The sequence below is a fragment of the Limosilactobacillus reuteri subsp. reuteri genome (assembly GCF_000016825.1).
In the GTDB taxonomy this organism is placed as follows: domain Bacteria; phylum Bacillota; class Bacilli; order Lactobacillales; family Lactobacillaceae; genus Limosilactobacillus; species Limosilactobacillus reuteri.
This window is the reverse complement of record NC_009513.1, coordinates 931,794-957,036: the sequence shown is the minus strand read 5'-3', so window position 1 is coordinate 957,036 and position 25,243 is coordinate 931,794. Positions and strand designations below refer to the sequence as shown.

25 protein-coding genes and 1 riboswitch are annotated in these 25,243 nt (G+C 40.5%); of the genes, 9 read left to right on the top strand and 16 right to left on the bottom strand.

The window, feature by feature from the left end; all coding sequences use genetic code 11:
• Positions 1 to 3: 3 nt before the first annotated feature.
• Entirely contained in the window at positions 4 to 1,371 is a 1,368-nt protein-coding gene (locus tag LREU_RS04745; RefSeq protein ID WP_003667911.1) for an RsmB/NOP family class I SAM-dependent RNA methyltransferase, read from the bottom strand.
• Positions 1,372 to 1,515: 144 nt separating this feature from the next.
• On the opposite strand from LREU_RS04745, the gene LREU_RS04740 reads away from it, so the two are divergent.
• Positions 1,516 to 2,328, top strand: coding sequence for a Cof-type HAD-IIB family hydrolase (locus LREU_RS04740; RefSeq protein ID WP_011953462.1), 813 nt, complete (start codon positions 1,516 to 1,518; stop codon positions 2,326 to 2,328).
• A gap of 57 nt (positions 2,329 to 2,385) precedes the next feature.
• Here LREU_RS04740 and LREU_RS04735 read toward each other — a convergent pair whose 3' ends face one another.
• On the bottom strand, positions 2,386 to 2,622 hold the full coding sequence (locus tag LREU_RS04735) for a cytochrome b5 domain-containing protein (RefSeq protein WP_003667914.1): 237 nt from the start codon (positions 2,620 to 2,622) through the stop codon (positions 2,386 to 2,388).
• Positions 2,623 to 3,107: 485 nt separating this feature from the next.
• On the opposite strand from LREU_RS04735, the gene LREU_RS04730 reads away from it, so the two are divergent.
• A complete protein-coding gene (locus tag LREU_RS04730; protein ID WP_011953461.1) occupies positions 3,108 to 3,761 on the top strand; it encodes a response regulator transcription factor in 654 nt (217 codons plus the stop codon).
• Positions 3,762 to 3,812: 51 nt separating this feature from the next.
• On the opposite strand, the gene LREU_RS04725 is transcribed toward LREU_RS04730, so the two are convergent.
• From LREU_RS04725 to sufC, 7 genes are read right to left on the bottom strand one after another with little or no spacing between them, the layout of a single operon-like run.
• Positions 3,813 to 4,703, bottom strand: coding sequence for a helix-turn-helix domain-containing protein (locus tag LREU_RS04725; RefSeq protein WP_003666154.1), 891 nt, complete (start codon positions 4,701 to 4,703; stop codon positions 3,813 to 3,815).
• A 16-nt stretch (positions 4,704 to 4,719) separates the two neighbouring features.
• Positions 4,720 to 5,052, bottom strand: coding sequence for a metal-sulfur cluster assembly factor (locus LREU_RS04720; RefSeq protein ID WP_003667917.1), 333 nt, complete (start codon positions 5,050 to 5,052; stop codon positions 4,720 to 4,722).
• 32 nt (positions 5,053 to 5,084) lie between these two features.
• Positions 5,085 to 6,494 carry a Fe-S cluster assembly protein SufB gene (gene sufB, locus LREU_RS04715; RefSeq protein ID WP_003667919.1) on the bottom strand — a complete coding sequence of 470 codons (1,410 nt, stop codon included), beginning with the start codon at positions 6,492 to 6,494 and terminating at the stop codon, positions 5,085 to 5,087.
• Positions 6,487 to 6,948: a Fe-S cluster assembly sulfur transfer protein SufU gene (sufU, locus tag LREU_RS04710; RefSeq protein ID WP_003674144.1), complete on the bottom strand. Its 462-nt coding sequence runs from the start codon at positions 6,946 to 6,948 to the stop codon at positions 6,487 to 6,489. Before sufU ends, sufB begins: the two co-directional genes overlap by 8 nt.
• Positions 6,935 to 8,173: a cysteine desulfurase gene (locus LREU_RS04705; RefSeq protein WP_003667923.1), complete on the bottom strand. Its 1,239-nt coding sequence runs from the start codon at positions 8,171 to 8,173 to the stop codon at positions 6,935 to 6,937. The genes sufU and LREU_RS04705 overlap by 14 nt, the downstream gene beginning before the upstream one ends.
• Positions 8,154 to 9,443 carry a Fe-S cluster assembly protein SufD gene (gene sufD, locus LREU_RS04700; protein ID WP_003667927.1) on the bottom strand — a complete coding sequence of 430 codons (1,290 nt, stop codon included), beginning with the start codon at positions 9,441 to 9,443 and terminating at the stop codon, positions 8,154 to 8,156. The genes LREU_RS04705 and sufD overlap by 20 nt, the downstream gene beginning before the upstream one ends.
• Before the next feature lie 11 nt (positions 9,444 to 9,454).
• A complete protein-coding gene (gene sufC, locus LREU_RS04695) occupies positions 9,455 to 10,252 on the bottom strand; it encodes a Fe-S cluster assembly ATPase SufC (protein ID WP_003666143.1) in 798 nt (265 codons plus the stop codon).
• A gap of 223 nt (positions 10,253 to 10,475) precedes the next feature.
• Here sufC and LREU_RS04690 point away from each other — a divergent pair, with 223 nt between their 5' ends.
• Genes LREU_RS04690 through LREU_RS10210 form a run of 3 tightly spaced genes read left to right on the top strand, consistent with a single transcriptional unit; the run spans position 10,476 to position 12,840 of the window.
• Complete coding sequence (locus tag LREU_RS04690) at positions 10,476 to 10,682, top strand: FeoA family protein (protein WP_003667931.1); 207 nt, start codon at positions 10,476 to 10,478, stop codon at positions 10,680 to 10,682.
• Between the two features lies 1 nt (position 10,683).
• Positions 10,684 to 12,675 carry a ferrous iron transport protein B gene (gene feoB / locus LREU_RS04685; protein ID WP_003667934.1) on the top strand — a complete coding sequence of 664 codons (1,992 nt, stop codon included), beginning with the start codon at positions 10,684 to 10,686 and terminating at the stop codon, positions 12,673 to 12,675.
• A gap of 6 nt (positions 12,676 to 12,681) precedes the next feature.
• Entirely contained in the window at positions 12,682 to 12,840 is a 159-nt protein-coding gene (locus tag LREU_RS10210) for a FeoB-associated Cys-rich membrane protein (protein ID WP_003667936.1), read from the top strand.
• Positions 12,841 to 12,905: 65 nt separating this feature from the next.
• On the opposite strand, the gene LREU_RS04680 is transcribed toward LREU_RS10210, so the two are convergent.
• Together LREU_RS04680 and menB are read right to left on the bottom strand one after the other, a co-directional pair.
• Positions 12,906 to 14,327 (bottom strand): o-succinylbenzoate--CoA ligase, encoded by a 1,422-nt coding sequence (locus LREU_RS04680; RefSeq protein ID WP_003667937.1) that lies wholly within the window; start codon positions 14,325 to 14,327, stop codon positions 12,906 to 12,908.
• A gap of 15 nt (positions 14,328 to 14,342) precedes the next feature.
• Positions 14,343 to 15,164: a 1,4-dihydroxy-2-naphthoyl-CoA synthase gene (gene menB / locus LREU_RS04675; RefSeq protein WP_003667939.1), complete on the bottom strand. Its 822-nt coding sequence runs from the start codon at positions 15,162 to 15,164 to the stop codon at positions 14,343 to 14,345.
• A gap of 33 nt (positions 15,165 to 15,197) precedes the next feature.
• Here menB and LREU_RS04670 point away from each other — a divergent pair, with 33 nt between their 5' ends.
• Both LREU_RS04670 and LREU_RS04665 read left to right on the top strand, forming a co-directional pair.
• Entirely contained in the window at positions 15,198 to 15,572 is a 375-nt protein-coding gene (locus tag LREU_RS04670; protein ID WP_003667940.1) for a PaaI family thioesterase, read from the top strand.
• Positions 15,573 to 15,919: 347 nt separating this feature from the next.
• Positions 15,920 to 16,495, top strand: coding sequence for an RNA polymerase sigma factor (locus LREU_RS04665; RefSeq protein WP_003667942.1), 576 nt, complete (start codon positions 15,920 to 15,922; stop codon positions 16,493 to 16,495).
• Between the two features lie 66 nt (positions 16,496 to 16,561).
• Here LREU_RS04665 and LREU_RS04660 read toward each other — a convergent pair whose 3' ends face one another.
• Complete coding sequence (locus LREU_RS04660; protein ID WP_003667944.1) at positions 16,562 to 17,746, bottom strand: MFS transporter; 1,185 nt, start codon at positions 17,744 to 17,746, stop codon at positions 16,562 to 16,564.
• Positions 17,747 to 17,914: 168 nt separating this feature from the next.
• Here LREU_RS04660 and LREU_RS04655 point away from each other — a divergent pair, with 168 nt between their 5' ends.
• Together LREU_RS04655 and LREU_RS04650 are read left to right on the top strand one after the other, a co-directional pair.
• Positions 17,915 to 20,803, top strand: a complete 2,889-nt coding sequence (locus LREU_RS04655; RefSeq protein WP_003667946.1) for a YfhO family protein — start codon at positions 17,915 to 17,917, stop codon at positions 20,801 to 20,803.
• A gap of 72 nt (positions 20,804 to 20,875) precedes the next feature.
• Positions 20,876 to 21,601, top strand: a complete 726-nt coding sequence (locus tag LREU_RS04650; protein ID WP_011953459.1) for a potassium channel family protein — start codon at positions 20,876 to 20,878, stop codon at positions 21,599 to 21,601.
• A 45-nt stretch (positions 21,602 to 21,646) separates the two neighbouring features.
• Here LREU_RS04650 and ribH read toward each other — a convergent pair whose 3' ends face one another.
• From ribH to ribD, 4 genes are read right to left on the bottom strand one after another with little or no spacing between them, the layout of a single operon-like run.
• Positions 21,647 to 22,105 (bottom strand): 6,7-dimethyl-8-ribityllumazine synthase, encoded by a 459-nt coding sequence (gene ribH, locus LREU_RS04645; protein ID WP_003667949.1) that lies wholly within the window; start codon positions 22,103 to 22,105, stop codon positions 21,647 to 21,649.
• A gap of 2 nt (positions 22,106 to 22,107) precedes the next feature.
• The gene (locus LREU_RS04640) at positions 22,108 to 23,289 is read right to left on the bottom strand and encodes a bifunctional 3,4-dihydroxy-2-butanone-4-phosphate synthase/GTP cyclohydrolase II (RefSeq protein ID WP_003667951.1); all 1,182 of its coding nucleotides are present in this window, start codon (positions 23,287 to 23,289) and stop codon (positions 22,108 to 22,110) included.
• Positions 23,289 to 23,891, bottom strand: a complete 603-nt coding sequence (locus tag LREU_RS04635) for a riboflavin synthase (protein WP_003667952.1) — start codon at positions 23,889 to 23,891, stop codon at positions 23,289 to 23,291. Before LREU_RS04635 ends, LREU_RS04640 begins: the two co-directional genes overlap by 1 nt.
• Positions 23,884 to 24,942 (bottom strand): bifunctional diaminohydroxyphosphoribosylaminopyrimidine deaminase/5-amino-6-(5-phosphoribosylamino)uracil reductase RibD, encoded by a 1,059-nt coding sequence (gene ribD, locus LREU_RS04630; RefSeq protein ID WP_011953458.1) that lies wholly within the window; start codon positions 24,940 to 24,942, stop codon positions 23,884 to 23,886. The genes LREU_RS04635 and ribD overlap by 8 nt, the downstream gene beginning before the upstream one ends.
• 147 nt (positions 24,943 to 25,089) lie before the next feature.
• A riboswitch (FMN riboswitch) is annotated at positions 25,090 to 25,230 on the bottom strand.
• Between the last annotated feature and the right edge of the window lie 13 nt (positions 25,231 to 25,243).

Genomic DNA, 25,243 nt, shown 5'->3' with positions numbered 1-25,243 from the left:
AATTTAAAAACGTAACCCCTTGGGATAAAAGTTTTTGATTGTTTTACCGACCAACTTTCCAAAACCAGCAGTATGTTCCTCGCATACTAATAAATACCAACCATTCGGAAGGTCAGCATCAATATTGATTACATCCCCATGGACATATTGGTGCCACTGTTCCTGGCTTAGTTCAATGACCCGGTTTGCCTCCTGTGGTAAGCTGGCAAGAGCCCATGCCAACGCTGGTTCAAATCGATTTTTCTTAAAAGTGCCGAGGTGAAGTCCAGGTCGGAGTACATTTAGCCCCTCGATCTTGTCTTCTTCTAATGGCAAATCATAGAGCTGGTCACCAAATAAAATCAATTGGTGTGGTTGATAGTCTGGAAAAACGCTTGTAGCAAACTGGTTAAAGAGTTTGACCTGTTCTTTGTCCGGTTTAACAATCGATTGCTTTTTCCGCTTATTCTTCTTTTTGCGCTTTTTATCTATTGTCTTAGGTTCACCATTTACTAACTTAGCAATGAAGTGTCCTTCCCCCTTGAGATGGTGTGGGAATAGTCGAACTGTCTTTTTCAATTCTTCATTGCCATCAGCCCATTCCGGACGGCCATCATCCATCCCGGACGCCTTTTCAATTGGAATAAGTTTCAAGTCTGGATAGCTATTGAGCAGCCATGAGATATTTTGTTCATCCTCTTCTGGTGCAAAAGTACAGGTTGAATATACTAATGTTCCTCCTGGCTTTAGCATTTTCATTGCGGATGCGAGGATCTTTTGCTGACGGTTAGCACACTCAGCAGGGTATTCTGGTGACCAATATTCAATTCCGGCCGGCTCTTTTCTAAACATTCCTTCTCCAGAACAAGGTGCATCAACAAGAATCCGGTCAAAATATTGGGGAAATTGTTTTTCTAAATCTGCGGGACTTTCACTAGTGACAACTGCATTTTTTGCGCCCCATCGTTCCAAGTTTTCCGCCAAAATCTTCGCCCGTTTAGGGAAAATTTCATTAGCAACTAATAGTCCCTGGTTGTTCATTTTAGCGATGAGGTGGGTTGTTTTGCCTCCGGGAGCTGCACACAAGTCTAGCACACGTTCTCCAGCTTGGGGATTAACCACTTCGCCTACAAACATTGCTGACGGCTCTTGACTATATACCCATCCAGTAACATGGTCTAATGATTTTCCATTCACTTGACCATAATATCCTGTCGGCACATACGGTACTTTCTCCGTGGCTTTTTCAATTGTTGCAACCGGCTGTCCGTTCTTTAATGGATTCTCGCGAAAACCACTATAACTTGACTGGGCAAGTGCTGATAAAAACTCATCGGCCTCTGCTCCCATTAGTTTTTTGTATTTCGTGACAAATTCATTTGGTAATTGCACGTTAATTTCTCGCTCCTCTTTATCGTAATATCTTTATTGTAACGTATTTTTTAGTCTTTTTAAGTCAAAATACTTGGCAAAGCGTTAAGTTTTTGTTTACAATATTATAATTGAATTTTTTATGGAAAGAGAAGTGAAATGGTAATGGATCAACACTTGATTGCGCTTGATCTTGATGGCACAACATTAAATAATCAATCGAAATTAACAAACGAGACAATTATAACTTTACGTGCCCTTGCCCGGGATGGACATATTGTCAGCATTATTACCGGTCGTCCTTACCGAATTGCCAAACATATTTACGATGAAATTGGGATTAAAACCCCGATGGTAAACTTTAATGGGGCCCTAACGCATATACCACATGAACACTGGGATAAAGAATATGATGTTGAATTAACACGAGAGCTAGCCCTTGATCTCCTAGCCCACCGGAAAGAACTAGGAATTAAAACAATTACCGTTGAAAATAAACATCATGTATGGGCTAATCAAGCTAGTAATGATTTACCTGAATTCTTACCGAACAAGTTGCGCGATGATCAAATCCTAACCGCGACTAACTTAACAAGCAATCCAATTGCAATGACAATCAAATATGAACCGGAACACCAAGAAGAGATCATTAAGGCAGTTAATGAAAAATACGGCGATTTCGTTGAACCACGAGTATGGGGTGGCCCTTACAACATCTTAGAACTGATCCATCGTGGCACTCATAAGGAGTCAGGGATGTTTTATATCGCTAAGCAATACCAAATTGACCGACAAAATATTATCGCGTTTGGTGACGAGCATAATGATTTGGAAATGCTTGATGCAGCGGGACGTGGTGTTGCAATGCATAATGCGATTCCCGAACTGAAGAGTATTGCTAACGATGTGACCCCAATTGATAACGAACATAATGGGCTGGCAAAATACTTGCGGGATTATTTTAAGGTTACAATATAAAAAGCTAGGGAGAGATAGTTTAAAACTACCAATTCCTAGCTTTTTACATAGTTATTCCTAGTCAACTAGTTTGCCAACAACAGGGATACCTTCAAGAACTGATTCCAGATGGATAGAACGAGGCATTACTGAAGTCAAGTCACGACAAGCAAGGTTTCCATGGTGTTTACCACCCTTCCATTGCGGAACGTTAGAGACATCGTAAACAACACCTTTAACGGCAACGTATGCGGGATGTCCATTTCGACCATCGAACTCAGCGAGCTCGGTTGTTGTAAATGTTTTTTCTGCCATCAATGCTTCACCTTTCTCTGATTCAAGAATAGCTAATAATTACATTCTAGATCAAACAATCCGTAAATGCATTAATTATTAGATGATTATTATTTTTTCTTCAATCAACTTAATAAAATTGTTAAAATTGGCTTTTTGATTGCTCTTCTTGCCCTTTTCACTCTTTTCATAAAATAATTTATAGATAAAAAGATAATCTTTATTACATTAGTACAAAAAATTGGTATAATAAAAGGCGAAGGTGATTCTGCAATCACTTTCGCCAACATACTTCTACTGTGGACCATTGATGTTGTCATGTCATCAACGATCCTCTTTTATTTTACAGCATTAGTTTTATTCTGCAATAAATTTTCACAATTATTCCAGCCGTTTATTGAAACTATTTCAGCAAGTGTAAAAAATAATTTTTGGATCTTGATAATAATTAGCAAAAAGAAGATACTGAAGAAGAGATAACTTTAAGAATGAAAGCAGGTTTATTGATGTATAGAGTACTTGTGGCGGATAATTATCCAATCATTCGAATGGCAGTTAAAAATCTGGTTGAACAACTAGATAATTTTAAAGTAATTGCTGAAGAAGCAACCGGAATAGATGCCTCATTGCGGGCTGAACAAGGTGACATTGATATCATTATTATGGATTTAGCGATGCCACCTGGTGAAAATGGTCTGATCACAATCAAAAGAATTCATGAACATTTCCCTAACACCAAAATTATTATTTTTTCTTCTCGTAATGAACCTCAATACATCAATCAGGCAATTTATAATGGCGCAAATAGCTATATCCTTAAAAGCTCCTCTCCAAAAGAACTAGTTCATGCCCTAAGACACGCTATTAATGGTGAAAAATACTTAGACAATAATATTATGGTAACGAAGAAAGATTTATTAGTTATCAAAGGCGGTTCTCCGCACTTCGATTTAGGAAATTACGTTGCTCTTTCGAAACGTGAGCAAGAAATCTTACCGTTAATTGTTCTCGGATATACTAACAAAGAAATTGCTACTAAGATGTTTATATCCCCTAAAACTGTTGAAGCCCATAAGACAAAGATTATGCAAAAATTAAACCTTGCTTCACACGCAGAACTTCTCCACTATGCAGTTAAACATCGATTAGTGGACTTATAAATGGGAGTGGGGTAGAAGTCACCTCTGACTTCTACCCCACTCCCATTATTTTCATTTATTACTAATCGTCTTATCAAAGTTATTTAACAGGGCAGCTACTTGAACTTCAACAACATTGTTTTTATTGAAGCGAGCAAATACCTCTGCTTCAGTTAAAAGCCGGCGTATTTTTTTCGAGCTTTCTCCTAACTCAATTGCATTATTTGCTTCTAGTAATTTGATACGTGGTAAGAAATAAGTAACGTGATTGCTAGCACAGATCTTTGTCGTAGCCTCCAAAACTTGGTTACTAACCTCTAACCGCTTATTTAATGAATGGTACTCGGCAGCGTAGTACATCATTGTTACAATCCGTAGATAATAATTCCGATCAACACCTGCTAAGTCTTCATCAGCCTTTGATCTTAAAAATGAAATAACCTTTGAGAAAAAGAAATCAGCATGTTCCATTGAATTTTGCCGCGCATATAAGATCCCTGATCCTAAATATGCTAATGGTGAAAAGATCGTCCGATGTTGCTCATCCAGTTCATCTAAAATCTTAGTAAAGTTAAAGAGACTTGTCGACGCGTTATTATTAGTTAAAGTATAAATCATCCCTTTTAAATAATAATATTGCATCCGATCTTGTGGAGATTTTAAATCTTCAAGCCGAATCTTCTTAAGGTTACTAACTGCCTGAGGAAAGTGTTCAATCATTAAAGCCAATTCAATCTGGTCAAGCAGGCTTCTCATATAACGAATTGAGGATGTATTGTCCTTACTTAAATCATCAATCGTTAGCCCTAGCCGATCACAAAGCTGCGCCAGAATCGTGAGTGATGGTACTTGACCATTGCTTTCAAACTTACTTAAGGTCGACTGGGTACAAATCCCCTTGCTTAAGGCAACTTGTGAATAGCCAAGTCTCTTTCGTTGATAAACAAAGCGTTTAATATCCATGTCTGACCTCCTATATCTAGCCGTGAATTCCTAATGCAATTTTAGCAAACCTGCTCATTCTTGACAAATCCCAAACCGGTTCCCACACAAGATTAATATTACATTTAGTTACACCTTCAACAGAAGTAACTGCCTTGGTAATGTCGCGGTTCAAAATATCGCCTAATGGACAGCCCATTGTCGTTAAAGTCATTGTGACCGTACATTCACCATTATCATCAACCTTAACATCATAAATAAGGCCAAGGTTAACGAGGTCAATTCCCAATTCTGGGTCAATAACTTCTTCCAACGCATCCATCACTTTATTTTCAATTGGGGAAAAGGGGGTATCTTTTTCGTCAGCCATAAACGTTCCTCCAAACTTATTTGTTAATTCAATTAACCAATTGAACCTTCCATCTCAAAACTGATCAAACGATTCAATTCAACTGCATATTCCATTGGCAATTGCTTCGTAAATGGTTCCACGAAGCCCATAATAATCATTTCAGTTGCCTTTGCTTCTGAAATCCCCCTGCTCATGAGATAGTAAAGTTGTTCTTCAGAAATCTTAGATACTTTAGCTTCATGTTCCATTGCGACATGAGCATTGTCAATTTCATTATATGGAATCGTATCTGAGGATGATTGATCATCCATAATGATCGTATCACATTCAACGTGGGCTTTGGAGCCATCAGAGTGCTTACCAAAGCGGACTGTTCCGCGGTAATCAGTTGAGCCCCCTGTCTTAGCAATCGATTTTGAAACAATTGAACTAGATGTATTTTTAGCATTGTGGATCATTCGTGCCCCTGAATCTTGGTGGATTCCGTTGCTGGCAACTGCGATGGAAAGCATGGTTCCCCGTGCACCCTCACCATTAAGGTAGACACTTGGGTACTTCATCGTGACTTTTGAGCCAAGGTTCCCATCAACCCATTCCATGGTTGCATTTTCTGCCGCTGCGGCCCGTTTTGTTTCTAGACTATAAACATTATCAGACCAGTTCTGAATAGTTGTGTAGCGGCAGTAAGCATCCTTGCAGACGTTAACTTCAACAACCGCGGCATGGAGACTATCAGAAGAGTAATTAGGAGCAGTACATCCTTCAACATAATCAACACTTGCCCCTTCATCAACAATAATCAAGGTCCGCTCAAATTGTCCTGAATTTTCCGCATTAAGCCGGAAGTAAGATTGAATTGGCGTCTTTGTCTTAACGCCCTTTGGTACATAAATAAATGAACCACCCGACCATACTGCTGCATTTAGGGCCGCAAATTTATTATCAGTTGGTTGAACTAATTTACCAAACCATTTTTTAAATAATTCCGGGTATTCTTTTAAGGCCGTATCCGTATCAGTAAAAATAATCCCCAGCTTTTCAAACTCATTTTTCATATTGTGATAAACAACTTCGGATTCATATTGAGCAGATGAACCGGCAAGGTATTTTCGCTCTGCTTCCGGAACTCCTAAGCGATCAAAAGTCCGTTTTAAATCTTCGGGCACATCATCCCAGTCGCGAAACTTTTTATCAGTCATTTTTTGGTAGTAAAGCATGTTCTTAAGGTCTAACTCTGATAAATCCGGCCCAAATTTTGGCATCGGCAATTCTTTATAAATCTTGTAGGCTTTAAGCCGGTAATCTAGCATCCATTTAGGTTCATGCTTAGCAGCTGAAATTTCGCGGACAGTTTCTTCTGTTAACCCTCTCCCAGTTGAGTATTCCGGCTCAACGTTATCGTGAAAGCCGTATTCGTACTGGTCATTATTATTTATAATGCTAGCTGCATCATTACTCATTATTTTCTTCCTCCTCGCTATCCTTCAACAGTGCTCGTTGTAATGCCCACCATGAAAGCGTGGCACATTTTATTCGAGCTGGGAATTCCATAATACTGGTAAGGATCCGGGCATCTCCTAGTTGATCCAAGTCAGCTTCTGAATGTTCTTTGCCAATTGCCATATCAGAAAAAGTCTTTGCCATCGCAAGGGCTTCTTCAGTTGTTTTTCCTTTAACAGCATCGGTCATCATACTTGCTGATGCTTGACTAATGGTACAACCATCACCAGTATAGGCAATATTTTTGATCTTGTTATCTTCTACTTCGACCTGAAGATTAATCGTATCTCCACAAGTAGGATTATGAAGGGTCATTGCATTCGTAGTAGTTGCTAATTCTCCCTTATTATGTGGATGATCGGCATAATCGAGAATCACTTCACGATATAAACCATTTAACTTAGATAGTCCCAATGTTAAAGAACTCCTTTGTTTCTTTGATTGCATTAATTAATTGATCAGCATTTTCTTTAGTATTGTAAAAATAAAAACTGGCACGCGCGGTTGCCGTTACTCCCAGGTCTTCCATGAGTGGCTGCGCACAATGGTGACCGGCGCGGACTGCTACCCCATCCATATCAAGGGCCGTAGCAACATCATGGGGATGAAGGCCTTTGATGTTAAAGGCAATTACCCCAGTATGCTTTGCCGGTGATTGCGGACCATAAACTTCAACGTCTGGAATAGCAATTAACTTAGGCAAAACATAGTTAACAAGTTCCTGTTCCTTTTGCACAATCCTATCCATTCCAATGCTATTTAAATAATCAATTGAGGCTCCAAGACCTACTGCCCCGGCAATATTTTGGGTTCCCGCTTCAAATTTAAACGGAATATCAGCCCATGTACTCTCATCTCGGTGAACATCATTAATCATTTCCCCACCGTATTGGTAAGGAGGCATCGCTCGTAATAAATTCTCTTTTCCGTACAAAACCCCTATTCCCATTGGACTCATCATCTTATGACCAGAGAAAGCGTAAAAGTCAACATCAAGATCTTGTACATCGACAGGCATATGGGGAACTGCTTGCGCGCCATCACCGACAATAATTGCCCCATGCTGGTGCGCAATCGTTGCTAATTCTTTCAAGGGCGTCACTGTTCCTAATACATTACTAGCATGGGCTACTGCCACAATCTTTGTCTTATCGGTAATTTTCTTTCTAGCATCTGCAAGATCAAGTTCGCCATCTGGAGTTAATTCAATATATTTCAGGGTAGCACCCTTTTTCTTAGCTAATTGTTGCCAAGGAATAAGGTTACTATGGTGTTCCATTATTGAAATAACAATCTCATCACCAGGTTGAATATTTTGTTCGCCATAGGTTGCAGCGACGAGATTCAACCCATCCGTACACCCCTTGGTAAAGATAATCTCCTTAGCACTCGGCGCATTAATAAACTTTTGCACTTTTTTTCGTGCTTCTTCATAATCCTTGGTTGCACGTTCTGCTAGTGTATGAACCCCTCGATGAACATTTGCATTGTCTTGTTCATAAAAGTTAACAAGTGCCTGAATTACCTGACGCGGACGCTGAACTGTCGCAGCATTATCAAGGTAGGCTAAGCGTTCATCATTGACCCGCTGATTAAGTGCTGGAAAGTCGGCTAAATAATCATTTGTATTGTTGTCCATCGGCGAGCTTCCTTTCAAGAATCGTAATTAACTTATTCCGTACGTCCGCTGCTGGGATTGCACTCAAGACTGCTCCTAAGAATCCTCGAATAACCATTCGTTCTGCTTGTGCGCGCGGAATCCCCCGACTCATTAAGTAATACATTTGTTGTTGATCAACCGGGCCAACACTAGCCGCATGTCCTGCTTCAACATCATTTTCGTCAATTAACAGAATTGGGTTGGCATCCCCTCGTGCTTGATCGGACATAATCAATACCCGGTTTTGTTGGTCTGCCTTTGCCCCGTGAGCACCATGAATAATTTGCCCAATTCCATTAAAAATCAATTCAGACTTTTCAAGAATAACACCTCGCTGATTTATCAATCCGGTAGTATGCTTGCCGTGATTAGTAACGCGGTTGTTGACGCCAACTTCTTGGTCACGAGTAGTTACGGCAATCATCTTTGAATTAGCATAACCCCCATCACCTAGCAATTCGGAATCCATGTCACCAACTGTGGCACCATCGTTCATCAAGCCGACTGCCCATTCAACGTGCGCATCCTTGCCAATATCGGCACGCCGCTTAAAGTAAGTATGGGTATGAGGACCAAATTCATCTAAGGAAGAAAAGTCAATTTCACTATTTTCCTGCGCCATTAATTCAATCATCATATTAGCGGCATTCTCATGGTCACCAACCGTTGTAAGGTGTTGGATAAACTTAATTCGGCTGCCACGATCAGCAATTACTAGAATATGCGAAATCAGGGGCTCATCTTGCGTGCTGTCCTGAATAATCTCAGCCTCAATTGGCTTTTCAATTTCAATGTTTTTTGGAATATAGAGGAATAAACCGGCATTAAGGTAGGCAAGATGATAAGCAGTTAAGAGGTTTTCTTCGGGGTTAATGGCAGTCATGAAGTACTTATTGAAAAGTTCAGGATATTCGCGCGCAGCAGTAAAGATATCTGTGAGAATAACCCCCTGATCTTGAAGCTTTTGTGGCAAGTTAACATGGAGCAAAGTTTGCCCAAACTGAGTTACCTTAATTACTTCATCATCCGTGACTGGTTTTTCAACTAAGTCGGCGTCTGATTCAACCCATTTCAATGGCCGCTCCGCAATAAGGGGCCAAGTTCGAAAATCGAACCGTTGCATTCGTGGCAAACGGAGCTTTTCCATCAACTCCCGAGCACTAAGCCGGCGATTAATCAATTGCTGGGGTTCATTATTTGCCTTACTAGCAGCAATTATTTGTTCTTTTGCTGAGTTTAATTCTGTCATCAAACTGCCTCCTAGTCTTCATCATCTACAAGTTTGATATCAAGACCTAATTCGTCACGTAAGCCAGCGTAACCTTCATCTTCAAGTTTCTTGGCAAGATCAGGGCCACCAGTTTTTACAATTCGACCACCCATCATTACGTGAACCGTATCGGGAACGATGTAGTTCAAAAGGCGTTGATAGTGGGTAATAATTAATGAACCAAAGTTGTCGCCCCGCATTGAGTTAACGCCCTTTGAAACCACCTTAAGGGCATCAATATCAAGTCCAGAGTCAATTTCATCAAGAATCGCAAAACTAGGTTCAATCATTAAAAGCTGCAAAATCTCATTCCGCTTCTTTTCACCACCAGAGAATCCCTCATTAAGATAACGTTCAGTCATGGATTGACTCATATCAAGCAATTCCAAGTTCTTGTCGAGTTTCTTAATAAAGTCCATTACTGAAATCTGATCATCTTCAGGGCGACGAGCATTGATCGCTGCTCGAAGGAATTCAGCATTAGTAACCCCTTGAATTTCAGCGGGATATTGCATTGCAAGAAAAAGACCTTTTCGTGCCCGTTCATCGACCGGCATGTCAACAATGCTCTCCCCATCAAGAAGGATATCTCCTTGCGTAACATGATAGTTAGGGTGACCCATGATGGTTTGAGAAAGAGTAGACTTACCAGTTCCATTTGGTCCCATAATTGCATGAATTTCTCCAGTCTTCATTTTGAGGTTAACCCCTTTAAGGATCTCCTTTTCTTCTTTGCTTTCTTCATCTTTAACTGAAACGTGAAGATCCTTTATTTCTAGTGTTGCCATAAAATTCATCCTCCTGACCGAAATATTCCAAAATATTCTCGGTAAATATTCCATAAATATCAATAAATTCTTTACATTCTTATTATATCCGAATAATAAAAAAATAAAACTATTCATCTCAATTTATTTTAAGCGCTTTCTCAACAAATGATTTAAGTGTATAATGAAGATATAATATAGTGTTTATATAATTTTGGAATATTCGATAAGGTAGGTGGCGATAATGATTCAACAAAATTATATTCTTCACTCATTTGACTGTTTAAATACAGCCACTGCCGCCCGACTACATGATATGGGCTTGTGTGAAGGGTGTCCGATTAAAGTAGTTCAAAAATACCCCTTTCATGGCCCAGTGATAATCGAAAATGACCACCAACGAATCGGTTTGCGGTACACCGTTTTCGCATTGCTTACGGAGGCAAAGTGAGATGACAACAGTTGCGCTGATTGGAAACCCTAATACTGGCAAAACGACCCTGTTTAACACACTCACTGATAAATACGCCTATGTTGGTAATTGGACAGGAGTCACAGTTGAAAAGAAACAAGGAACGCTTAAGGGAACAGATATTGTTATCATCGATTTACCTGGTGTATATTCACTCGATCCTTTGACAAAAGACGAAGCAGTAGTAACTAACTACTTAATGCATAACCAACCTAATATGGTCTTAAATATTACAAATGCTAGTCAGTTAAAACGAAACTTTTTGTTAACAATCGAGGTATTGGAACTCGGCTATCCTGTTGTATTGGTTCTTAACATGATTGATGATCTCCGCCGATCAGGGTACGACTACGACCTTGACCTGCTTGAAAAAAGGCTCGGTTGTAAAGTAATGACAACAAATGCTCGCGGGCACCAAGGAATTGATCAATTACGAAAAGAAACTATCAATTGTAATTCGCTCCATCCTACCCAACTAGACTTAGATTATCCCCCGATGATCAAACAAGCAATCAGGCAGGCAAGTACAGCACTGGCAAGCGATTATTCTTTTGCGCCCCAAGTTGCGCGTTGGTTAGCGATTCAATTCATAAGTAAGAATAAAGTAATCCGCAAATTTGCCCAGGAAAAAGGTTTAACTCCCCTGCTTTCGCAACAAAAATATTATGACGCGCAAAAATTTGCTGACCAGATTTTTGAAGTCCGGTTACACTTTATTGAGGACACGCTTGATCAGACGCGGCATCCACTTAGTAACGGTGGTCAAGTTGAGCTAACAAGTCGCATCGACAAAATCGTTACCAATCCGATTCTTGGCCTACCAATTTTTGTCTTAATTTTCTTTGTAATGTTTAAGCTGTCCTTTGATTGGGTTGGTACCCCACTTTCCGATATGCTTGATCAGTTTATATCAGGTCCAGTTTCAACTACTGCCGACCAAACCTTAGCTAGTCTAGGGGCAATTCCCGCATTACGGTCGCTAGTCGTTAACGGTATTATTGCCGGAGTTGGAGGAGTTTTAGCCTTTATTCCGCAAATTTTCATGCTCTTTGCCTGTATTTCTCTGCTTGAGGACTCTGGTTACATGGCGCGGGCAGCCTTAGTAACAGACCGGGTTATGCAGATGATTGGTTTAAACGGTAAATCCTTTATTCCATTAATTATCGGTTTTGGTTGTAACGTTACGGGAATCATGGCCGCGCGAACAATTGAACAGCCTAAAGAACGACTGATCACTACCTTAATCATGCCGTTTATGAGTTGTTCAGCCCGCCTACCGATTTATAGCTTATTCGTTGCCGCCTTCTTCCCACGTCACCAAGCCCTGATTGTTTTATCAGTCTACTTCTTAGGGATTGTCGTGGCTTTAGCAATGGCAAAATTCTATCAAGTAATCTTTAAAGTAAAAGAAAGCTCAGTGTTTGTAGTTGAACTTCCGCACTATCACCTTCCCCGTCTTGATGTAATTTGGCACGGTACATGGGATAAGGGTAAGGGATTTATTAAAAAAGCTGGGACAATTATTTTTGCCGGAACTGTTTTAATCTGGATATTATCAAGTTTTGGCCCTAGTGGTTTTGTTACTAATTCGGCTAATAGCTTTGCAGCCGGCCTTGGACACATCCTTGTTCCGATCTTTAAGCCAATTGGTATTGACCAGTGGCAGCCAATTAGTGCTTTGTTTACAGGGATCCTTGCCAAAGAGGTTATTACTTCTAGTATGATGGTAATGTTCCATACAAGCAGTAAAGCATTCCTTATCGCTTCCCTTGGTCAGTTTATGACTCCACTTTCTGCTTATACGTTACTAGTCTTTATTCTCTTATATGCACCATGTTTCGCAACGTTAGCAACTATTAAGCAAGAAACTGGTTCTACAAAGTGGATGCTTTATTCTGTTGCATCCAGTTTAGTCGTTGCTTATGGGATTGCATTTATTATCTTTCAAGTTGGTCGATTGTTTATTGGGTGATTTAAAATGAGATTAATTATTAACGTTATTATTATTGCTGCAATTATTGCATTAGCCTTTTACCTCCTTGTTAAGACTTTTCAACGAGGCAAGCAAGGTAAATGTGCAGCTTGTGACTACGATTGTGAAATCAAAAAGCTGGCAAAGAATAAAAAGCAATTATAAAAATATTGTTCATGAAAACAGTTAAGGCTGGGAGAAAACTTTTGCTTTCTCTCAGCCTCGTTTTTTTACTTATTATTCAATTTTTCTCGTAACATAAACCGGCGAATCTTGCCACTCGCGTTTTTCGGCAATTCCGAAACGAAAATATAGTGTTGAGGAACCTTATAGCGTGCCAGATGTTCATAACCATAATTCATTAGCTTGGTTGTAGAAAGACGACGATCACTGACGACAAAGGCAACTGGTACTTGTCCCCAGACAGAATCATTTTGACCAACGACTGCCACTTCATTAATTTGTGGGTAACGTTGGTAGACCTGCTCAACTTCTTGGGGAAAAATATTTTCTCCGCCCGAGATCAACATTTCATCTGCGCGACCATCGATATAGAGGTAGCCTTCTTTGTCCAGGTGACCAATATCTCCTGTCCGGTACCAACCGTCAATCATTTTAGAAGGCAACTTATCAGGCAGGTTAAGATAGCCCGGAGTTAAAGTCGGTGTTTTCAGCAGAATTTCACCATCTTTACTAAGTTTTAGTTGGGTTGAGAATAGTGGCTGTCCAACTGATCCTAATTTTAGGAGTGCATCGACTGACCGTAATGCAACAATTTGGGAACATGTTTCCGTCATTCCATAGCATTGAACAACAGGAATTGACCGTTGTAAGCATATCTCGAGCGTTTCTCGATCAATCGTTCCGCCCCCAAGTAACATACAACGAAATGCTGAATTATAGTGCGTATTAGTCTTATTTTGCTGCTGAATGAGCTTTTTCAGCATAAAAGGCACAACCGACATAATAGTGACCGTTTCATTTGCTAAAATCCGTTCAATTTCTTCGGCTCGGAACTTCTCGACCAAGCGAACGGTCATCCCGTAAATTAATCCCCGCATAATAATCGAAAAACCACTAATATGGAAGATCGGTGCTACACATAACCACTTATCCGCGGACGATAAACCTAAATTCAATGCAGAAGAGACTGCTGAATAAAAATGGTTGCCGAAAGTTTGCAAAACTCCTTTAGGCTTACCGGTCGTCCCAGAAGTATACATGATGCTGGCTACCCAGTCTGATTTAAATACCGGAATCAACTCTCCTGGATCGGCATTTGTTATCAAGAATGCACTGTAAGACTTAAAAGGATTCGTCATTCCTGATCGCCAGAGAGAATTTTCAACCAAACACAACTGAAGGCCACTATCTTTAATCTGTCGTTCAAGCTCTTCACCAGCAAGCCGCCAGTTCAACCAGACAATCGTGCGGCCACTACACATGATTGCTAATGCTAATTTATAGCTCATCAAAGTATTAGTAGCTAGGAGGCCTACCCGCGAACCAGGATTAAGGTGGTCAATTTTTCCCACAACTACCTCTACTTGTTTTTTTAATTCAGCAAATGATAGGCGCTCATTACCGTCATCAATTGCAATCTGGTTCGGCTGAGTTGCCGCTTGCTTTAATAGCCAGTTTTGTGTTTCCATTTAAATTGCCTCTTTTTATGGGAATTTAGGGAACTGGTCAAAATCAGGGTCCCGTTTTTCGTTAAAGGCATCGCGCCCTTCTTTACCTTCATCAGTGGTGTAGAAGAGCATCGTCGCATCACCACCGAGTTGTTGGAGGCCAGCTAGTCCATCAGTATCAGCATTCATAGCAGCCTTAATAAACCGTAATGCCGTTGGTGACTTCTTCAAAATTTCGTTACACCAGTCCAAGGTAACTGATTCAACTTGGTCTAATGGCACAACTTTATTAATCCAGTTCATCTGGTAGGCTTCTTCGGCACTGTAGAAGTGGTTTAAGAACCAGACTTCCTTTGCCCGTTTGTGACCGATCACGCGGGCAAGGTAACCAGATCCATAGCCAGCATCAAAACTGCCGACCTTGGGACCAGTTTGCCCAAATTTAGCATTGTCAGCAGCAATTGTTAAGTCACAGACAAGTTGCAAGATATTTCCGCCACCAACTGACCAGCCTTTTACCATCGCAATGACTGGTTTAGGGATAATCCGGATTAAATGCTGCAAGTCAAGGACATTGAGACGAGCAATCTTATCGGGGCCGACATATCCGCCGTTACCTCGAACTCCTTGGTCACCACCAGATGAGAAAGCCTTATCACCGGCACCGGTTAGGATAATCACCCCAATTGTGCTATCATCACGACAGATGGTAAACGCGTCGATCATTTCTTGAATTGTAACGGGGGTAAAGGCGTTCATCTTTTCTGGACGATTCATTGTAATTTTTGCAATCTTTCCCGCTCGTTCAAAAATAATTTCAGAATAATCTTTAACCGGTTGCCAATCAACTGTTGTCATAACTACTCTACTCCTTTTGTGAGGTCAATAATAATGAACCTATTAGAAAATTTAGATATTCAAACTCAATCAGTCACAGCCAACAAGTGCGTTATCACTGTTAAAGTAAGTGATAAACTCAAGCAACCTTATGGAATCGTTCATGGTGGAATAAATGCAGTCCTCGCTGAAACCGCAGCTTCCTTAGGTGCTAATCAATGGTTAGCTGATCGTCAACAAGATCAAATAGCTCTCGGAGTTAATATTACCACAGAGCACCTCATTGCGGTATCGAATGGTGAATTAAGGGCCATTGCAACGCCGATTAAATGTGGCCGACGAATCCAAACCTGGCAAGTCGATATCCATTGTAATGACCAATGTACTAGTACCAGTATAGTTACCCTAATCAACCAACCTCACCCGTAAATTTCTGATCAATTCTTTAATTAGTATTTGAAAATAAAATTATTCGGAATTATAAAAAATGGTTATGCACCTTTGTTACTATCTTTTTTCGCTTTAACGTTCGATTAATCGTTCTGATTATACAAATTCTGTTATTGTTCTAAAATAAGACATTTGATAAATTAATACCAACGCGAGGCGAACTGCGTGATAAAATTAAACCGTTTTATCTTGCCTGAATTAAGGAATGAATCCCTTCTTTTAGGTCGTCAGTTTACCTATTTGGGGAGAAGAAAAATAAATAGGACAAACACTATGATGGGAAGCATGTCGCGTAAATTATAGTTTTAAAGGAGAGCATTTTTGATATGCGCTTCAATGAAGAAGATGAAGAAAAGTACCTTAAGTTGATTAACAATACCCGTCGCGGAAGCAATAAGGACTTCGAAGAGTTATTTCGCCGTTATTGGCCGCTCGTTCGCCGACTGTGGCAACGATATAATATTAGCGGCCTTGAATTGGCAGATTGGGAACAGGAAGCCCGTGTTGTGATGCTAGAAGTTATTCGTTTATACAATAATCAAGGTCCGCGCATGTTTAGCTGCTTTTTTAAGGAATGCTTAACCAACCGGATTCGTGATATTCAACGACAAACTCAGGCTCACAAACGGATCCCAGCAGGCTGTCTTTACGCATTAAGCGATGATTTTGCTGAAACACTTACCGACTTTTTACATCATTCCCCTGATGACATTATTTATTGCCGGCAGAGTCTTGACCGTTTACTTTGCCACTGTTCTACATTTGAACGAAAAGTACTAGTGTATCTCCATACTGGTTATTCGATAACTGAGATTGCTGGTACCCTTGATTGCTCTAAACGGAGCGTCCAAAGTGCCTTGCATCGTTGCCACGGCAAGCTATTAAAAGTATTAATGAAGTAAGGACTTATAAAGCAAAAAATAAGGTGCTGAGAGAAAGCTTTTTATTTTCTCTCAACACCTTATTTTTTATGCTTTCCTAATAAATAAACATGCAATCACTGCAACTAATGCACTGATAACAAGGCCGAAGAAAGCAGCTGAATATGAGCCGGCTGCTTGGACAATCCACCCAATTAAGAGCGGACCAACAAAACCACCAAGTTGCCCACCAAAGTTAACAATCCCAATTGATGATCCATAAGTTTTCTCCGATAAAATCTGTGCAATGAAACTAAAGATACCGGTAAATGCCAATGATTTAACGAAATAGATCAAGACATCAAAGATCACAACGCCTACTAATGAAGTTGACTTAAAGAGACCAAACATGAAAACCAGAGTCAGGAATGAAGCAATACTAATCATCCACCGTTCATGCTTCTTAAACAAATGCACCATCACAAAGCCAGAAATAAATGCTGCAATGCCTCCAGAAATAACTGGTAATGGTACTAACCATGCCAAGTTCTTCAAATTAATTCCTTGTTCTTGTAAGAAATAAACTGGCATCCAGGTTTCAAGCCCTTTAGTAATGATATTCAGGGCAAGTCCAATTACTACAAAAGCCCAGACACGGTGGTCAATCTTTTTCCATTCAATCTTGGGACGAGCCTGCCCATTTTCTTGGCTGCTATTAATTGGCCGTTCTACCAGGTAATAGGCAAGCAAAATAATAAACCCGCCAACCCCAAGCCAAACAAAGGCATTTCGCCAACCATTGCTAGCAATAATTGGCACAATAATTAGTGGTGCTACTGCTGCCCCAGCATAATTCGATGAAATTAAGGCAGAAGTTGCCTGTGATTTCTCACTCTTATCATAATTTTCAGAAATTCGTTTTAAGGCTGCTGCTGGATATGGTCCTTCTGCAATCCCAAATAGAAATCGAATCGCAATCAAGGCAGCAAGGGACCACGCCCAGCCAGTCACCATCGTCATCAACGACCAGGCAAACAGGGAAATAATCACCATCAGTTTACTGCCAAACTTATCAGTTAAGTATCCGCCAGGTATCTGCATTAAAGTATACCCTAAGAAAAACGCACTGGCGGTTGCCCCTAATGCTGCTGCCCCAACATGAAAGTCTTTACCGATGTAAGCAAGGGAAATATTCATCACTGTTCGGTCAGCAAATAGAATCATATATCCTAAATATAGTAGCAAAAAAGATCCCCATCGTTTTGCTACTGTAAAGTTACCTATATTTTCCATAAAACTACCCCTTTAATATAAAGATCTTTTTTATTGTAATTGATCATTTTAGAACTTACCACCCAAATTCTAAGAATGTCCGCTAAAATTAAGAACGTCACTCTTAATATTTTTTTGTTAAAATATTAGAGATATCCTAAAAAATGATTGTTAATCCAAGGAGGAATTATGGATTTCTCATTTAAAAAACGACCGGTAAAAAGACTATACGGTGAATACACTATTTTATTCATCTTCTTAGCCTTATGTATTTTCGGGACATATTTAGTTACTGGTCATACTTTTATTCTCAGTAAAGATGCTCTCAACCAGCATTTACCTTTACTAGCAAAGTATCGAGAAGCACTGGTTAGCTTCTTCCACCATCTCCGCCTAAACTTCTGGTCATGGCAAATGGGGCTAGGCAGTGATACCTTTCAAGTATATTCTTACTATACAATTGGGGATATTTTCTCTTATCTTGCACTGCTTTTTCCCGCCGCAAAGATTACCCTCGCCTACCAGGTAATTAATATTATCCGGATGTATTGTGTTGGCCTCGCTTTCGTCTATTTCGCTCAACACTTTAAGTTTCGCAATAGCGTCATTTTGATGGGGGCAACAACCTACCTGGTCAATTCGTTTTTACTCTATGCCTGTATCGCCCAGCCCTTCTTTACCACGCCATTTATTATCTTTCCGTTAATTGTGGTTCAGATTGAACGGATATTACAAGAAGGATCGCCCTGGCCGCTTGCTGGTGCCTTTACATGGATGCTAGTAAGCAACTATTACCTTGCTTATGTTTTAGGAATTGGTTCATTCCTCTATCTTGTTCTTCGCGTAGGAACACATTATCGTCGCACGCTTAATTATGGGAAAGCCTTGCTTAAACTTGCTTTTGCAACAATTACTAGTGTCCTCTTATCAGCAGTTTTGCTTGTTCCCGAAATTATTGCGGTCACAAATTCAACCCGGACTGGATCATTATTTGCTAATGGTTTAAAAACCTATCCTCTTTACTACTACCTCTTTTTGCCTAAATCACTGATTAACGGTGGTCAATGGTATTTCATGTTCTGGTCTGCGTTAGGGATCGTTTCAATTGGTTTTATCGCCCTTGTTTACATTTATTCCCGTCCGCGAAAGTATCCCTTGCTAACGATCAGCCTTGGTCTAGCGCTCATCATGCTGCTAATTCCAGCAGTCGGCGCTTTCTTCAACGGAATGATGTCAGCGTCTAACCGTTGGACGCTCTTGATTTACCTTCCATTAGCAATGACCGTCTGTATTCTAGCAGAGAACATTCCGATGCTTGATCAAAAGACAATGGCGGTCCTAAGTTGGGCAACGGGGATTTACCTCATTGTCTTGATCGCAACCTTCTTCTTTGACAATGAAAATGATATTTTTATGCCGGTTATTTTCTTAATCGGCTCCCTAATGGTCATCTGGTTGATTCACTTAAACAAACTTGCTCATCCTTACCAGTGGTTACTAGCGATTACAATGCTTAACGCCGGGGTGAACGCAATTTACGCGGCTTTCCCTTATAATGGTGATTTCTCTAGTAGTATGTTGAGCCGGGGAGAGTATCAGGCAATTACCAGTAACCGTTACGGTAACCTTGATCAGGATTTGAAGAACAATTCTTTTTACCGCGTTTCAACAATTAGCCAAAATAAGATTATTGACGGCCCTAACCTTGATAATGACCTTACTTCTGGATTGCATAACATTGATTCTTACTATTCACTGCAAAATAAATATTTGGGACAGTTTAATACAAGCCTGCAAAATAACCAGTATCAGGCTAACATCCCCATTCGGCAAGCCGATGATCGGACAATTATGAATAATTTCTTTGGCGTCAAATATCTCTTTGTTCAAAGCAATGGTGATAACGCGACAAAGATTCCCGCTGGTTACTTTTTAGATAAAGCAACTGATCCAGTCATCAATTACGATGAAGGGCAACCAAGCAATCCCCAAAGCAAGGATGAGTTTGTGCCCACGCAAACGATGCGGTATAAAACAAACTATGCCTTCCCATTACTTTACTGGCAAGATAACTACATTAAGAAAAAAGATTATCAATCACTCTCACCAACTGAAAAAGAACGCGTTTTAGCTACCGGTGTTCTGGTTGATAAGCAAGAAAAGCTCCGAGGAATGAAAGCCGCTAAGCTCAAGACGCATGTCTATCCCCTTAAAAGCGAGTTAGTTTCTAACCGCTTGAATAAGGTTAACCCGGCTAAACTGACCTATACCGATAGTGAAGAAACTTATCAATTACAATTACCAGAGCTGCAAAGTAAAAAAATGCAGCAAAAATTAAAGGGCAGCGAGTTGCATATTGAATTTTCCAAGATTAAGTACATTCCTTTCTCCATGAAAGAACAGATTGCCTACGAACAAGCACATCTCAAGGAAACGGTCCTTAATCCCGGAAATGTTATTAATCAGCGCTATACCCACTATCGCTATTGGCGTTACCACGTTTTAAACGGTTCACCTGATATTAGCTTTAAGCTTAATATCGGCAGTAAGTTTGGAACCGCTACGATTGAGCAGGCGCGGCAAAGTACCCTTTCCTTGTTCAAGCATGTTACTAATTCGACGCTTAATATTGGTTATTATGATGGTAAACTGCCGACTTCACTCACCTTCCAGCCTTCAAAACTCGGAACTTATGAGCTCAAGTACCGGGTAGTAGCAGAAAAACTAGATAATAACTATTATCGTGAAGTTAAAACATTGCAGCGCCATCGCCTAGAGAACGTTAAATTCAAACGTAACCAAGTTCAAGGAATGATTAAAACGACTCGTCCTGGCGTCCTCACTTCTTCGATTCCTTATTCTACTGGCTGGTCAGTGAAAGTTAATGGTAAAAAGGCAACCACTTTACGAACAAACCAGGCTTTCTTAGGAGTATACTTACCTGCTGGAACTCACCATGTTACCTTTAGCTACGAGTTGCCGGGAATCAAATTAGGCGTATTACTCAGTTTGATTGGCCTAGGCTGGACCATTTTTGCCGGAATCATTACGATCGGATGGGAACGGAAGCGCAAGTAAAGCAGAATAATCCTTGCATCCCTTTCAAGAGACGCTTAAGATAAAATTAAATCTATGGGCAGGAGAAAAATCGTGCATAAGAAGTTTACCTACATTGTCTACCAAATTATTATGGCTATCTTAGCCGTTATTTCGATTGGAATGCTGATCGCATATTATGCCAAGCGAATCAATATTGACACCTACCCTTACAATATGATTGACAATGGGATTTGGTTGGTCTTCTTTACTGATTACGTTATCCGCCTGATTATTTCACCAAATAAACGCGAATTTGTGAAAGATAACATCTTTGACCTTCTATCAATCATTCCTGCCAGCAGCCTTTTCTTTCTCTTCCGAATTGGGCAAATTGGTAGAACCTTTCAGATGCTTAAACTCATGCGAATTATGCGTTTAGTCGGATTTACCGGTCGTCTGGGCGTCTTCTTTGAGCGAAATGAGTTGCTCTACTACTTGTACATTACGATTGCTGTCATAATGGTAGCCGCAGCAATGTTTTGTATCTCGGAGAAAGTCTCTTATGAAACAGCCCTGTGGTGGGCAATTACAACTGCTACTACGATTGGTTACGGGGATGTGATTCCTAAGACCGGAATTGGCCGGGCAGCTGCGATTGTCCTGATGCTCTTGGGGATTGGTTTTATTGGGATGCTTACCAGTACAATTACTGAGTTCTTTGCCAAAAAAGACGAACGGAAGATTTCCGCCCAGTTAGTCAAAATCCAACATGAAAATCGCCAACTAAAGGCTGAGTTAGATGAAATCAAGCGTTTGATTCAGAAAAATAAACGTTAGCAAATAACCTCCATTCAAGGTTTTATCCAAGAATGGAGGTTATTTTTAATTTATTTGTCGATTTAACGAAATCATCTCTAGTAAGCTTTGTGCAGTGATCGCTCCTTCATTACCCGCTTTGAGTCCCGCTCGTTGCATTGCTTGTTCAATGTTATCGGTAGTAAGGATGCCAAATGTAATTGGAATATTGCTCTTTAAGTTAAGATTCATTACGCCGCTAGCAACATTTTGACAAATTAAATCGTAGTGATCTGTTTCACCTTTGATAACAGCGCCTAACGTCAAAATGCCGTCATATTCCTTTTTTGCCAATAATTGTTTCGTCATAAACGGAATTTCAAATGCTCCCGGCACATGGTATACATCAACGTTTTCAAGGTCAAACTTAGCTAACATTTCGGTAGCTCCCTGCACTAATTGTTTAGTGACAGTTTCGTTAAAATCAGCAACAACAATCCCGATTTCTGCACTTTGAACATTAAATTTCCCAGTAAATTCTTTCATGATTAAGCCTCCAGATTCAGTAAGTGATGAAATTTATTTTTCTTTGTGATCAAATAATTCTCGTCGTAGTTATTAGGCGCTATTTCTAATGGTAGACGTTCATTGATTTCAATATCGCCAAGTTGTAGTTGCTCAATTTTATCAGGATTATTAGTAAGTAGGTTAATCTTGGTTATCCCTAATTGATGTAAAATCGCAATTGCTTGGTCATATTGTCGCTCATCTGGTGCAAAGCCTAGTTTTTCATTTGCCTCGACAGTATCATAGCCGTGTTCTTGCAAATGATAGGCTCGCAATTTGTTTGCTAAACCAATTCCTCGTCCTTCTTGCCGCAAATAAATAATAATCCCGCTGCCGTTCTTCTCAATTTGGCGCATTGCTTCATGAAGTTGAGGACCACAATCACAGCGAAGGGAACCAAGAACATCGCCAGTAAAGCATTCTGAATGCAAGCGAACCATTACAGGAGTAGTTGGATCAATATCTCCTTTTATCAGCGCTAGATTATTGTCATCAAACCATCGTAAGCGAAAGTCACCATACTGAGACGGGAGATGCACCTCTTCTACTGGTTTGCTCGCTAAACTTTGCCGGTATTCCTGAAGTTCTTTGATCGTAATGATGGGTAAGCCAAATTCGGCTGCTTTCTCATGAAGTTCAACTGATCGCGCCATTTCACCATTGTCTTTTAAAATCTCACAGATATAAGCAACTGGTTCCACTCCAGCCAAGCGCGCGAGGTCAACCGCGGCTTCAGTATGACCATCGCGTTCTAATACCCCATTTTTCTTGGCGACCAAGGGAAAGATATGGCCTGGCTTGTAGAAGTCTTCGTTCTTAGCAGTTGGCGCGGCAAGATGAGTAATGGTGCGCCAACGATCAAAGGCTGAAATTCCGGTAGTCGTTGAATGGTGATCAACACTAATTGTAAAAGCTGTCCCAAACGGATCCGAATTATCAGCAGTCATCTGTGACAATTTCAGTCGTTCAGCCACTTCCGGTGCCATGGGAACACACATCAATCCACGTGCATACTTAGTCATAAAGTTAACTTTTTCAGGGGTAGCTTTACTAGCAAGCCCCACCAAATCGCCTTCTGCTTCGCGGTCTGCATCATCCATGACAATTGCTAAACCACCTTCTTGCAGATGCTTAATCGTTGCTTGAATTTTCTTTACATCCATTAGTTTTTGCCTCCTGATAAGTTTGCGACAACATATTTTCCTAAAATATCAGTTTCTAAATTAACTTCATCCCCTACTTTAAGCGTATCTAAGTTAGTCACGAGTTGAGTGTGCGGAATCAGCCCAACTGTAAACCAGCCATTACCAGTTTCCATCACGGTTAAACTTACGCCATTAATCGCGACACTTCCTTGCGCTACCACTTGACCATGCAGGCGGTGTGGAATACTAAATTGTACTTCAATAGCATTTTCATTGACAGTCCGCTTTAAAACTCGTGATAGTTCGTCAACATGCCCCGTTACAATATGACCTTCTAGCCGTGCGCCAACTTGCAATGAACGTTCAAGATTTACAAGGGACCCTTTTTCCAAGTTTTTGAACGTTGTCTTTTCAAACGTTTGCGGCATTAGAGTTGTCGTAAATTGATTATTATTGATTTCTACGACCGTTAAACATGTCCCATTTACCGCGATTGAATCTCCGAGTTGGACGGTAGTTAAAAAGTCATCAATTCGCGGAGTAACCGCTAGTTCAATTGTTTCTCCTTGTAGGTTGATCTCTGTTATCCGACCAACTCCTGCTACTAAACCACTAAACATGTTCCATCTTCCTTCCCGCAATCCTAATATTATTCTCTAAAACTTTAATTTCCTGATGGGCTAAATGTAATTGATGAGGTGACTCCATCCCTGGCACCCCTTTTTCGCCAAGCATCTGGGGAGCTAAATAAGTAATAAGCTCTTCAAACAATCCTTTCCGTAAAAACGCTTGATGAACAGTCGGACCCCCTTCTACATAAACAGATTGAATTTCTTGTCGACCAAGTTCATGCAAGATGTCGTTAATTGACCACGTCCGGCGATAAAATACCTGAATGCTTTTAGCAAACTGATCTTGTAGCGAACTATTTTCCGTAAAAATCCAAGTAGGTGCCTGCCCGTCAGTCAACAAGTGTAAGGTTGGATTATCTTTTAAACGTCCCCGGCGGTCAAGAACAATCCTTACTGGCGGAAACTTTGTCGGACTAGTCGTTAATAAAGTTGGATTATCGATAATGGCGGTTTGGCTTCCAATCAAGATTCCTTGAAAATTACCACGCTCGGTATGAACCATTTTTGCCACAGCAGAATTAGTAATCGCCGTTCGTTGACCTTTTTCTGCGGCCACGCGATAGTCAAGACTCACTGCTTGTTTTAAAGTTACCCATGGTCGTTGGTACCGATAGAAAAAATCGTAATACGGATTTAAGGCCTGTGCTGCTTCTTTAAGGACGCCCGTTTTGACAATAATATTTTGCTGTTGAAGCGTAGCAATTCCTTTCCCGGTGACAAGCTTGTGCGGATCTGTTTCCGCAATCACAACCCTTCTGATGCCCGCGTCAATAATCGCCTGACTACATGGCGGTTGTTTCCCATAGTGATTGCAGGGTTCCAACGTGACATAAAGAGTTGCCCCCTGTCCCTGTTTCGGCGTAAGTTTACCTATTGCATCCCGTTCAGCGTGAATTCCACCGTATTCGTGAGTATGACCTCGCGCTAAAACTTGACCATTTTTCACAACAACTGCCCCAACGCGAGGATTTTTCCAAGTTTCATTGCCAGCCTTTGCTGCTTCAGCGATTGCCATTTGCATGAAATAAGCATCTTCCACTCTAACCATCCTTTCCAAAATAAAAACGTCCTAAGATTTCTCTCGGGACGTTAAATAGTTAACTTAAAAAAACAGCTCGGCAAAAATAAAACCGGATAACATCACTGCTATCCGGGGCTTTACGTTTAAACTGATTGTGTCATTTTTAGTTTTCTTCTCCCATCCAGACTATACTGTCGGTACCAGATTTTCACTGGTTCAACCGTTAACATAAATGCTAACGGGTCACGGACTCCAAGCGTACTTGTTACCGTCGGTTGGGAATTTCACCCTGCCCCGAAGAAAATTAGATTGTTAAATT